Source organism: Anabaena sp. 54 (assembly GCF_017355725.1).
GTDB lineage: Bacteria > Cyanobacteriota > Cyanobacteriia > Cyanobacteriales > Nostocaceae > Dolichospermum > Dolichospermum heterosporum.
This window is the reverse complement of record NZ_JAAVWA010000028.1, coordinates 22,090-34,517: the sequence shown is the minus strand read 5'-3', so window position 1 is coordinate 34,517 and position 12,428 is coordinate 22,090. Positions and strand designations below refer to the sequence as shown.

General features: G+C 44.9%; 5 protein-coding genes, 3 rRNA genes and 1 pseudogene. 4 read left to right on the top strand and 5 right to left on the bottom strand.

Features of this window, described 5'->3' with window-relative positions; translation table 11 throughout:
* Positions 1-129: 129 nt before the first annotated feature.
* The 4 genes from tsaB to rrf all read left to right on the top strand — a co-directional run bounded on the left by tsaB (position 130) and on the right by rrf (position 5,886).
* Positions 130-789 carry a tRNA (adenosine(37)-N6)-threonylcarbamoyltransferase complex dimerization subunit type 1 TsaB gene (tsaB, locus tag HEQ36_RS20305; RefSeq protein ID WP_053537653.1) on the top strand — a complete coding sequence of 220 codons (660 nt, stop codon included), beginning with the start codon at positions 130-132 and terminating at the stop codon, positions 787-789.
* Positions 790-1,068: 279 nt separating this feature from the next.
* Positions 1,069-2,555: ribosomal RNA gene (locus HEQ36_RS20300) — 16S ribosomal RNA — on the top strand.
* 272 nt (positions 2,556-2,827) lie between these two features.
* Positions 2,828-5,652: ribosomal RNA gene (locus HEQ36_RS20295) — 23S ribosomal RNA — on the top strand.
* A 116-nt stretch (positions 5,653-5,768) separates the two neighbouring features.
* Positions 5,769-5,886, top strand: a 5S ribosomal RNA gene (gene rrf / locus HEQ36_RS20290).
* The 16S, 23S and 5S rRNA genes sit together here, the layout of an rRNA operon.
* 65 nt (positions 5,887-5,951) lie before the next feature.
* Here the strand turns inward: rrf and HEQ36_RS20285 are convergent.
* The 5 genes and pseudogenes from HEQ36_RS20285 to HEQ36_RS20265 all read right to left on the bottom strand — a co-directional run.
* Positions 5,952-6,185 (bottom strand): annotated as a pseudogene (locus HEQ36_RS20285) (hypothetical protein); the annotation flags it as partial.
* 304 nt (positions 6,186-6,489) lie between these two features.
* Positions 6,490-7,527 carry a c-type cytochrome biogenesis protein CcsB gene (gene ccsB / locus HEQ36_RS20280; RefSeq protein ID WP_027403575.1) on the bottom strand — a complete coding sequence of 346 codons (1,038 nt, stop codon included), beginning with the start codon at positions 7,525-7,527 and terminating at the stop codon, positions 6,490-6,492.
* 866 nt (positions 7,528-8,393) lie between these two features.
* Entirely contained in the window at positions 8,394-10,061 is a 1,668-nt protein-coding gene (locus HEQ36_RS20275; RefSeq protein WP_168635169.1) for an iron uptake porin, read from the bottom strand.
* 216 nt (positions 10,062-10,277) lie between these two features.
* Positions 10,278-10,946, bottom strand: coding sequence for a phosphate signaling complex protein PhoU (phoU, locus tag HEQ36_RS20270; protein ID WP_168635170.1), 669 nt, complete (start codon positions 10,944-10,946; stop codon positions 10,278-10,280).
* A gap of 134 nt (positions 10,947-11,080) precedes the next feature.
* On the bottom strand, positions 11,081-12,403 hold the full coding sequence (locus tag HEQ36_RS20265) for a cell wall metabolism sensor histidine kinase WalK (protein ID WP_168635171.1): 1,323 nt from the start codon (positions 12,401-12,403) through the stop codon (positions 11,081-11,083).
* Between the last annotated feature and the right edge of the window lie 25 nt (positions 12,404-12,428).

Sequence of the window (12,428 nt, the reverse complement as noted above, 5' to 3'; positions counted from 1 at the left end):
CGTGGTTCAATCACATTTAATTGGTATTTTCCAGCGGAAAAAGAGTAAAAGCCCAAAATTAAGGTGATTTCACCTTTAACTTCTGAATTATGCTGTATTATTTAGCAGAAAAATACATTTGCATTTACCTTGACAACCATAATCAAACAACTCCCGCTGAATAAATACGCTTTAGCATTACACACCACCACACCAGAACTCGGTTTAGCAATTAGCAACTTTGCCGACTATCCCCAATCTCAAGTTTGGAACTTAGGACGTGACCTATCCAGTCACATTCATCAATATCTAGTTGAAGTAATTAAACCACGAACCTGGGCAGACCTAGAATTTATCGCCGTTGCCAAAGGTCCTGGTGGTTTTACAGGAACTCGCATCGGAGTTGTCACTGCGCGCACACTAGCACAACAGCTAAAAATTCCCGCATTTACAGTTTCCACCCTAGCCGCAGTAGCTTGGCAAGAATATAAATTACAAAGAAATTGCCAACATCCAATAATTGCCGTAGAAATGCCAGCACAACGGGGACAAATTTTTGGTGCTATTTATCAACCCAACCCTGATAATTCGGGCATTACAGCCCTATTATCAGATACATTATTCACGCCGTCTGCATGGCAAGAAACCCTAACTAATTGGCATACCAATCAGTTAATATCAGCCACATCTCACTTAGCAGCCACCGTCAACAGCATTTTGGAATTAGCCTATTTAGATTGGCAGCAAGGAAAAAATCCCCATTGGTCAGAAGCTCTACCTTATTATGGGCAACACCCAGTAGATATTTGAAATTATCGAAATCCGTTTAACCCTTGCCATATAAAGCCCTTAGCTGGAAATAGCCTCTGGTTTTACCCACCTCTAAAAAATATTTCTCAAACCCCTTGACAGAAAAAGGAAGGATTGCTATATTAGATAAGTGCCGAGAGAAAGAAACAAATCCCGGACAACTGAACCGAGAAAAAATAATACTTTGAAAGAATAGATTAAACCAATCCTCGTCGTCAAGATAATTGAAAGAGGATTCGAGATTTTAACTAATTTCGGAGCCAACAAACTCGAAAACACAAAATGGAGAGTTTGATCCTGGCTCAGGATGAACGCTGGCGGTATGCTTAACACATGCAAGTCGAACGGTCTTTTCGGAGATAGTGGCGGACGGGTGAGTAACGCGTAAGAATCTACCTTCAGGTTGGGGACAACCACTGGAAACGGTGGCTAATACCCAATGTGCCGAGAGGTGAAAGGCTTGCTGCCTGAAGAAGAGCTTGCGTCTGATTAGCTAGTTGGTGGGGTAAGAGCCTACCAAGGCGACGATCAGTAGCTGGTCTGAGAGGATGATCAGCCACACTGGGACTGAGACACGGCCCAGACTCCTACGGGAGGCAGCAGTGGGGAATTTTCCGCAATGGGCGAAAGCCTGACGGAGCAATACCGCGTGAGGGAGGAAGGCTCTTGGGTTGTAAACCTCTTTTCTCAGGGAAGAACAGAATGACGGTACCTGAGGAATAAGCATCGGCTAACTCCGTGCCAGCAGCCGCGGTAATACGGAGGATGCAAGCGTTATCCGGAATGATTGGGCGTAAAGGGTCCGCAGGTGGCATTGTAAGTCTGCTGTTAAAGAGTTTGGCTCAACCAAATAAAAGCAGTGGAAACTACAAAGCTAGAGTGTGGTCGGGGCAGAGGGAATTCCTGGTGTAGCGGTGAAATGCGTAGATATCAGGAAGAACACCGGTGGCGAAGGCGCTCTGCTAGGCCAAGACTGACACTGAGGGACGAAAGCTAGGGGAGCGAATGGGATTAGATACCCCAGTAGTCCTAGCCGTAAACGATGGATACTAGGCGTAGCTCGTATCGACCCGAGCTGTGCCGTAGCTAACGCGTTAAGTATCCCGCCTGGGGAGTACGCAGGCAACTGTGAAACTCAAAGGAATTGACGGGGGCCCGCACAAGCGGTGGAGTATGTGGTTTAATTCGATGCAACGCGAAGAACCTTACCAAGGCTTGACATGTCACGAATTCCGTTGAAAGATGGAAGTGCCTTCGGGAGCGTGAACACAGGTGGTGCATGGCTGTCGTCAGCTCGTGTCGTGAGATGTTGGGTTAAGTCCCGCAACGAGCGCAACCCTCGTTTTTAGTTGCCAGCATTAAGTTGGGCACTCTAGAGAGACTGCCGGTGACAAACCGGAGGAAGGTGGGGATGACGTCAAGTCAGCATGCCCCTTACGTCTTGGGCTACACACGTACTACAATGCTACGGACAAAGGGCAGCTACACAGCGATGTGATGCGAATCTCATAAACCGTAGCTCAGTTCAGATCGAAGGCTGCAACTCGCCTTCGTGAAGGAGGAATCGCTAGTAATTGCAGGTCAGCATACTGCAGTGAATTCGTTCCCGGGCCTTGTACACACCGCCCGTCACACCATGGAAGTTGGTCACGCCCGAAGTCGTTACCCCAACCGCAAGGAGGGGGATGCCTAAGGTAGGACTGATGACTGGGGTGAAGTCGTAACAAGGTAGCCGTACCGGAAGGTGTGGCTGGATCACCTCCTTTTAGGGAGACCTAATCCATTTAGAACTCGAAAGCAATGCAAATTGTGAATAGAAACTAAATTGGTCTAACCTAGGTCGGTCGAGATTGGTAGATATCTTTCAAAGTATTATTCGGCTTAGTTCAAAAATTGAATCAGAGTCAGCACCTAACAACTATGGTTAGACTGCTGGGTTAAATTCCAGCCAGAACCTTGAAAACTGCATAAGAGAAAGAGAAAAAGCAGGCAGACACAGACATTGAGATGGATGTGAAAGCAAACAAGCAGAAAATGTGGTCAAGCTAATAAGGGCTAATGGTGGATACCTAGGCACACAGAGGCGAAGAAGGACGTGGTTACCGACGAAATGTTCCGGGGAGTTGGAAGCAAACTAAGAGCCGGAAATGTCCGAATGGGGCAACCCTATGTACTACCTGTTGAATATATAGACAGGAAAGAGCCAACCCAGCGAACTGAAACATCTTAGTAGCTGGAGGAAGAGAAATCAAACTAGAGATTCCCTAAGTAGTGGTGAGCGAAAGGGGAAGAGCCTAAACCAAGGGATTTATCCTTTGGGGTCGTGGGACAGCGATATCGAATCTAGAGACTAGACGAAACAGCTAAATACTGTACCAGAGGGGGTGAAAGTCCCGTAGTTGAAAGTCAAAGGATAGTAGCTGAATCCCGAGTAGCATGGAGCACGAGGAATTCCATGTGAATCAGCGAGGACCACCTCGTAAGGCTAAATACTACTGTGTGACCGATAGTGAACAAGTACCGCGAGGGAAAGGTGAAAAGAACCCCGGAAGGGGAGTGAAATAGAACATGAAACCATAAGCTTACAAGCAGTGGGAGTCCGATTTAACGGATGACCGCGTGCCTGTTGAAGAATGAGCCGGCGACTTATAGGCACTGGTAGGTTAAAGCGAGAATGCTGGAGCCAAAGGGAAACCGAGTCTGAAGAGGGCGAAGATCAGTGTTTATAGACCCGAACCCTGGTGATCTAACCATGTCCAGGATGAAGCTTGGGTAACACCAAGTGGAGGTCCGAACCGACCGATGTTGAAAAATCGGCGGATGAGGTGTGGTTAGGGGTGAAATACCAATCGAACCAGGAGCTAGCTGGTTCTCCCCGAAATGTGTTGAGGCGCAGCGGTTGTGATTAAATCTGGGGGGTAAAGCACTGTTTCGGTGCGGGCTGGGAGACCGGTACCAAATCGAGACAAACTCAGAATACCCAGAGAACACACAGCCAGTGAGACAGTGGGGGATAAGCTTCATTGTCAAGAGGGAAACAGCCCAGACCACCAGCTAAGGTCCCCAAATCATCACTAAGTGATAAAGGAGGTGAGATTGCCTAGACAACTAGGAGGTTTGCCTAGAAGCAGCCACCCTTGAAAGAGTGCGTAATAGCTCACTAGTCAAGCGATCTTGCGCCGAAAATGAACGGGGCTAAGTGATGTACCGAAGCTGTGGGATTACTAATCATAATCGGTAGGGGAGCGTTCCGTCGTAGGTAGAAGCAGTAGCGGCGAGCAGCTGTGGACGAAACGGAAGTGAGAATGTCGGCTTGAGTAGCGCAAATGTATGTGAGAATCATACACCCCGAAACCCTAAGGGTTCCAGAGCCAGGTTCGTCCACTCTGGGTTAGTCGGGACCTAAGGCGAGGCCGAACGGCGTAGTCGATGGACAAAGTGTCAATAGTCACTTACTGTTCTGTGGGAGCATAGATAGGGACGCATGAAAGATAGCCATACCCTGATTGGTTTGGGAGGAGTTTACGAACTCTGCGTGGTGAAGGATAGTGCCAAGAAAAGCTGTCTATGTGATGAAGATAGAACACCCGTACCCGAAACCGACACAGGTAGGGAGGTTGAGAATACCAAGGGGCGCGAGATAACTCTCTCTAAGGAACTCGGCAAAATGGCCCCGTAACTTCGGAAGAAGGGGTGCCCACCTAAGAAGTGGGTCGCAGTGAAGAGATCCAAGCGACTGTTTACCAAAAACACAGGTCTCCGCCAACTCGCAAGAGGACGTATGGGGGCTGACGCCTGCCCAGTGCCGGAAGGTTAAGGAAGCTGGTCAGCGAAAGTGAAGCTGGCGACCGAAGCCCCGGTGAACGGCGGCCGTAACTATAACGGTCCTAAGGTAGCGAAATTCCTTGTCGGGTAAGTTCCGACCCGCACGAAAGGCGTAACGATTTGGATGGTGTCTCAGAGAGAGACTCGGCGAAATAGGAATGTCTGTGAAGATACGGACTGCCTGCACCTGGACAGAAAGACCCTATGAAGCTTTACTGTAGCCTGGAATTGTGTTCGGGCTTCGCTTGCGCAGGATAGGTGGGAAGCGGTGAGTTATTCCTTTTGGGGAATAAGGAGCTAACGGTGAGATACCACTCTGGCGAAGCTAGAATTCTAACCCACGACCGTAAGCCGGTCGGGGAACAGTTTCAGGTGGGCAGTTTGACTGGGGCGGTCGCCTCCTAAAAGGTAACGGAGGCGCGCAAAGGTTCCCTCAGCACGCTTGGAAACCGTGCGAAGAGTGTAAAGGCAGAAGGGAGCTTGACTGCAAGACCGACAAGTCGAGCAGGTACGAAAGTAGGCCTTAGTGATCCGACGGCGCAGAGTGGAATGGCCGTCGCTCAACGGATAAAAGTTACTCTAGGGATAACAGGCTGATCTCCCCCAAGAGTCCACATCGACGGGGAGGTTTGGCACCTCGATGTCGGCTCATCGCAACCTGGGGCGGAAGTACGTCCCAAGGGTTGGGCTGTTCGCCCATTAAAGCGGTACGTGAGCTGGGTTCAGAACGTCGTGAGACAGTTCGGTCCATATCCGGTGCAGGCGCAAGAGTATTGAGAGGAGTCCTCCTTAGTACGAGAGGACCGGGAGGAACGCACCGCTGGTGTACCAGTTATTGTACCAACAGTAAACGCTGGGTAGCCAAGTGCGGAGAGGATAACCGCTGAAAGCATCTAAGTGGGAAGCCCACCTCAAGATGAGTACTCTCACTACAAAAAGTAGGTAAGGTCACGGGCAGAACACCCGTTAATAGGCTCTAAGTGGAAGTACAGTAATGTATGAAGCTGAGGGGTACTAATAGACCGAGGGCTTGACCTCTATTCAATTTGTTATTGTGATTTCTCTTTCTCAAATGCAGTCTTCAGGGTTATGAACACCCTCAGTTAGAATCTAAAATTATTCTTTAATTCTAAATTCTAAATTCTAAATTTTTTCCTGGTGTCTATGGCGCGGTGGAACCACACTGATCCCTTCCCGAACTCAGAGGTGAAACGCTGCTGCGGCGACGATAGTTTGGGGGTAGCCCCACGTGAAAATAGCTCGATGCCAGGTCTATTTTTTCAAGTAAAAAACCCTTCTCTATTCTTTTAGAGGGGGGTTTTGTTTTAGTTAGTGAACTACTCACACTGACTTGGAGTACCAAGTACAGTGTCGGCTTCTGTACTCACAGGGGAGTGCCGCAACTTAGACTTTCGCCCAAGTTTTGGTCTTATCTCCCCTCCTACAGCAGAGACGGCTGATAGCCTGCGTGGCGAAGCCATACCTTCCGCCTTGATCATTTCGGCTGCGCTCAATGCAAGCATTCTGATACCTTCTGCTCTAATATTTATCGCTGCATAGTCTTGCGGGTAAAGGATTCACAGAATTAACACACTAGGCTATGCCGGCTATGCCTCGGACTGATTGAGAACGATTTCGGTTTTTCCCGCCTTATATCCCGCCACTGATTTGGAGTACCAAATTCAGTGGGGGAGTTACGGCGTAATAGTTAAAGATGAACAGCAATTCTCATTTTGAAACGAGTTTGCGCCATTTCAGCGAACTGCTTGCAGCAGCGCTTCGCTATCCCCGGATTTGTTAAGAATTGTAAAACCCTATGAATGTAAGGGTTTAAATGTCATGAAACCTTAAAATGAGAATTGCTGAAAGATGAACTTACAAAAACCAACCGTAAGAATGTAAACCCTTACCTAAAAGATTCACACCGAGATAACAAATCCAAACTACAACAAACCCAGCAGCGGCTAAAATTGCCGGTTTTCGACCTTGCCAACCGCGAGTTATTCTAGAATGCAGATAAGCCGCGAAAACTAACCAGGTAATTAACGCCCAAGTTTCCTTCGGGTCCCAACTCCAGTAAGAACCCCAGGCTTCATTAGCCCAAACCCCACCAGCAATAATCCCAATTGTGAGGAGAGGAAAGCCTAAACCAATAATGCGATAGCTGATATTATCGAGGGTTTCAGCTAGATTAAGACGTTGAGGTGAAAGGATTTCAGCAGTTTGAATGGGGGTACTTGTGATTAAATCTAAAACCGCAGTCCCATTTCCGTTGTTGTTACTTTCTACAAGGGAAAAACCATTAGTTTCCGCAGCGAGTGTAGATGTAACTAACTCACCAGCTTTTAGTAATTTATAACCATTACTTCGATAACCGCCATTACCAACGGAACTACCTTGTAATTGGATATTTTGACCGCGAGTAACAATTAAAAAAGCGATCGCTAACAATGCACCTACCATCAAAGCTGAATAACTCAACATCATTACACTAACGTGCATCATCAGCCAATTAGATTTTAAAGCTGGGACTAAAGGCTCTGACACCTGCATATTTGATGGTAAAGTCAGAGTCGCAAAAGCAGCAATTCCCATGGCTACAGGTGCAGTTACAACCCCCACTAAACGGCTACGACTGCTATTTTCGGCAATTAAATGGACAGCGGTAATTCCCCAAGTCAGGAAAAATAAAGATTCGTAGAGATTACTCAGGGGAAAATAACCCGCTTCGATCCATCTTGCTGCTAATAGAGTCGCCATACACAAATTAGCGATCGCCATTCCAGCCGTCCCCAAAGCCGCTGTCACCGATAAACTCGGAAAGGCTGCCCCCACCCAATACACCAACATCGTACAGAATAAGACAGCAAATGAGGCATTATCTAGCCAGTTCTGGAGTACAACCAGATCCATAAACACTTCTCTCCAGTGGATGCTTGAAAATATAAATTCCGATTTCCTTGATCCTAACTGGTTTTGGGTATTAGTAATTGGCAAGATTAATCTTCATAATTCATAGCGCCCAGATATTTAGTTAAAAACCCAGGTGCGTAGGAGTAAAGCAGTCAACTTAACGTAAAACCCATAGCCCGCCTGGGAATGAATTCCCAGTCTAATAGCAAAAGTCATCTGAAGATGACTAAAAATCCCCAGTTTACTTTAGTAAACTTTGGCTATTAGCCCTGAAATTCATTATCTCGTTCCCAGTCTCTGACTGGGAATGAATTCTAGAAGGCTCTGCCTTCAATGATATTAGAGGCAGAGCCTCATCAACTGCATTCCTAGTCAGAGACTAGGAACGAGATGCGGTAGTCTTGAGAATATAGTTTTATTTTATAACCGATTTACCATAAATTAGAATATCTTTGACAGTCTCCGGTCTAGAAACGCGGAGATTCTATAGAGAGTTTTAGCTTAAACAGTAGAAGCCTCTCACCTACCCGATAGGGAGGTAATGAGATGAATACGCTCAAATTTTCAAATTAACGTCAATGCAGGATAAAGCAAAGCAACTAGCTTTCATCCCTTGTCTGAAGCCCAGATGCGTTCTCCTAAGTCGAACGCATCTTCAAGGGTTTTCGGCATCTACTTTATAATACCCGGCTGCTTTTTTAGTGACAGACACAGTTTTAATATCAAGAGGTTGTTTGAAAGGTGGTATCCCGTAATTTTCACCACATTTTTACCTCCCTTTCCCCTTTAGAAGGGGGGAAACAAGAAAAATCTGGTTCCCTCCCCTTCACAAGAGGAGAGTTAGGGAGGGCTAACCTAACTTAATTCTAGAAAGTGAAGGTAGTCCGTAAAGTACCAACATATTCGTTGGAGTTCTTATCGTTATGCTCAGGATTCAAGATTACCAACACACCAGGAGTGACCAGGATGTTGTCAGAAAGCTTAATCTTGTACAGACCTTCGATGTGATAAGAAGTGTTTGCATCTCTGGTAATACCTTTACCGCCAGCTAATTTAGGAGGTTGACCGAAGATAAGACCCAAGGTATTACCTTCTTTACCGAAGTCTTTAATACCCAAAGTACCAGCCCAGTACCAGATTTCTCCACTCTTGCTATTACCTGCTAAAGTGCTGGCGGCAGTATAACCACCCCAACCGCCAATTGTGATATTCTTAGTGGGTTGGAGTGTAGCTTGTACACCGTAGTTGCTTGATTCTGCTGCAACGCCAGCACCAAAGGGACTATTTGCACTACTGCTACCTGTGGAACTAAAGAAACTATTCTTTAGATCAATTGTTTTACTTTTATCTGCTGGATCAGTAATAGTAATTCCCCGCTGATAAGTGTGCGCGTAAGTTAGACCAATGTTGATAGCCTGGTTAGGCTTGAAAGCTAACTGACCGAAAATAGTATTATCACCGTTGAATAGCCCATTACCGACATTAGGATTGCTAGAAGAAGTTCTATCGTTAGTTCCATCTTTCAGCCCTTGAGCAAAATAAGCAGCACTTAATGCAATCTTATCATTAGGAGTAACGTTAACAGTGATACCAGCACCGTCACCAGCTTGACGATAAATAGGGCTGAAACGTCCGTAGCGAGATAAAGCACCTGTACCACTGCTTCTAAAGTCGGGGTTGAAAACATTGACGTTCTCATTTAACTCAGCACCAGTAGCATCAATCTTGACGCGAACTTTGTCGCTCAAACTGAAAGCGTAGTTGAGTTTGTCAATGCTTATGGCATTATTTTCGCTGCCATCATAACCTAAACGGGTCATGTTGGTACCAGTGGTATCTTTATTACTGGCAATATTCCGACCTTGCAAACGAGTTTGCAATTGGTCTTTACCAGTGAAGCTGCTATTTAAACTCAACCGCACCCGGTCAGAGAAAGTTGAATTGCTGCTTAAGTCTTTTGTTGGTGCGCCAGAAGCAACTGCTACCTTATCCCCAAAAGCTTGGGATACGCTGAAAATTGCTTCACCAGATAGTTTGGTGGTGGTGGAAAACTGATTGGCTTCCAGTTCGCCAGTACGAGCTTCTAAAGCATCTACTTGACCGCGAATAGTTGCTAATTCTGTAGAATATTCTTCTTGCAAGCGCTGTAAGGTAGCTAAATCTTGCTTGCTTACCATGTCAGCAGTTGCAGTAGCAATGAGTTCATTAACGCGGTCTAAGCAGGAATTTAAACCAGCCGCAAATTCATAACGACTCAAGGCGCGATTACCACGGAAAGTACCGCTAGGATAACCAGCTACGCAACCATAACGTTCAACTAAAGATTGTAAAGCTTGAAACGCCCAATCAGTAGGTTGTACGTCGGAAAACTGAGAAACGGATGTTACTTGACCCAAACTGTTGGACTCTTGGGATAACTGAGCAACACTTGTTACTTGTTCGTTAACTTCACCAGCAAAGGCACTATTACCAGTTAGCAAGCTCAAAGCTATAACAGGGCTAACTTTGAGGATGTTCCAAAAAGCTTTCTTCATAAATTTTAGTCTCTCTCACACCTAAATGAATCCAGTTTATGGTAAAGTCCCAAGGGAACTTATACATAAATGTTCTATGGTGATTCTACATCATTAATGACAATTAAAACAACTAAATATCAAAATTTTTATACAAAGTTATAATTTATTTATGATCTGGTAAATTTGAGTTTATACTCTGTTTATGGTACGTATTGATAAAGATCAATATCAAATTTACGATCGCTGACCTGTGACAATATATGTAACTCGTTGGGCAATATTAGTTGCGTGATCTGCCATGCGTTCTAAACAACGAATTGCTAAAGTTAACAAGAGAATTGGCTCAATTACGCCAGAAATATTTTCCTGTTGGGCAAAGGTTTGATAAAGATGCTCATAAGCATTATCTACAGCATCATCTAACTGCTTCATTCTTTGTCCACTGGTTTCGTCTAAATCTGCCAATGCAACTAAACAAGTTGCTAACATTGCTTGGGCGTGCTGGGACATAATTGCAATTTCTGGTAAGGAACTATGTTGAGGATAAGGGAAGAGTTTAATGGCAATTTCCCCTAGCTCTTCGGCATAATCCCCAATTCGTTCTAAGTCACGCACCAATTGCATGAAAGCACTTATACAGCGCAAATCTCTTTCTGTGGGTACTTGACGAATGATAATAGTTGTGCAGTCTGATTCTATTTGCCGATAAAAGCGATCAATTTTTTTATCTAACCGGGGTATTTGTTCCGCTGCGATTAAGTCCCCGGCAAATAGGGCTTGGTGACTCAGCCGAAATGATTGTTCTACTAAAGCCCCCATACGTAATAAATCCCGTTCTAAACGCCTAATGGAGCGTTCTATTGGTAGTATTTTGTGATTGGGAGGATCAAATACAGTTTTCACAGTGGTTATATTAAAAGTGTATATATTTTCTTAACTATAGTCTTGACTAGTACCGCAGGGCGGAATTAAAAATTAACAATTAAAAATTAAAAAAGCAGATTGTATAAGCTTTTTAAGGATTTTTAATGGTTATCTTACTTGCGCTGTACTGTACTAGGTAAATTTGTCATAACTTGAGAAAATTGAATTTGTATCCAAGCACCACCTGTTTCTGGATGGTTCATGGCTTTAATTACACCACCGTGAGCCATGACTATTTGCTGGACAATGGCTAAACCTAAACCGCTACCAGCAATTCTCGTTGTCGAATTTACTTCATTGACTGGTGAACGATACCGGGCTTTATCTCCGCGATAAAACCTTTCAAATACATGAGGTAAGTCGTCAACAGCAAAGCCAACACCGAAATCAATAATATTTATTTCCAACATTTGACCGTTATCAGTAGAAATTATTTTAGTCTCAATGTCAATAGTTGTGGTGGCTGGACTATATTTGATGCTATTATCTAGCAAGTTGACGAATACTTGATAAAGTCGAGATTTATCTGCCTGAATGCAGATGCTGTCTAGTCCAGAATAGTTAATACTGAGAGAATGACGCTGGGCAATTGGTTCTAGGGTTGCCCATGCGGAGATGATGAGCGATCGCATTTCCACCATTTCTAAATTTAACTGCATGGTAGGATTATTTTCCATTTGCGTCAGTTCCAACCAACTTTGCACCAAATTAATCAGTCGGTCAACTTCTTGCATTAACCTATTAACCCAACGGTCTAAAGGTGTTTCTAGACGGGTTTGCAGAGTTTCCACTACCAGACGAATTGCCGTGAGGGGTGTTCTCAGTTCATGGGCTAAATCAGAAAAAGAGCGATCGCGTTCTTGCTTCATATCTAGCACAGATTGGCAATTTTCCAAAAATACCCCCACTTGTCCCGTTGGTAGAGGCAAACTAGAAGCCCGCAAAAACATAGATTTTACCGCTGTCATCTCCCTAGCATCTTCACAAGCAGGATGAAAAACCCATTCCTGCACCTGTGGCTTTTGCCAATCACGAGTTTGTTCAATTAACTGATCTAATTCATAAGACCGCACCAATTCTAACAACAAACGCACCTGTCCTGGCTGCCACCTTTGAAGATATAAAATTTCTCGCGCTTGCTGATTGCACCATAGCAGTTGATTTTCCTCATCTACCTGCAAATATCCCAGAGGTACAAAATCTAGCAATTCCTGATACATAGACAATGATTGCTGCAAATCCTGTCGTTGTTTATTCACAATAGATATATCCTGCCGTAAGCGAGGTCTTAGCAGCAACTTGATGTTATTGGTTTCATGGGAACGAGAATTTAACGGTTGCAACAATCGCTCTAAATACCAGTTCAGGTGAACCTGTTGCCAAACCCAAAAACCAAGGCCGACAACTAAACCCAGAAAAAATCCCAGAAAGAACATGGAAGTCGTTAGTTGGTGTATGATT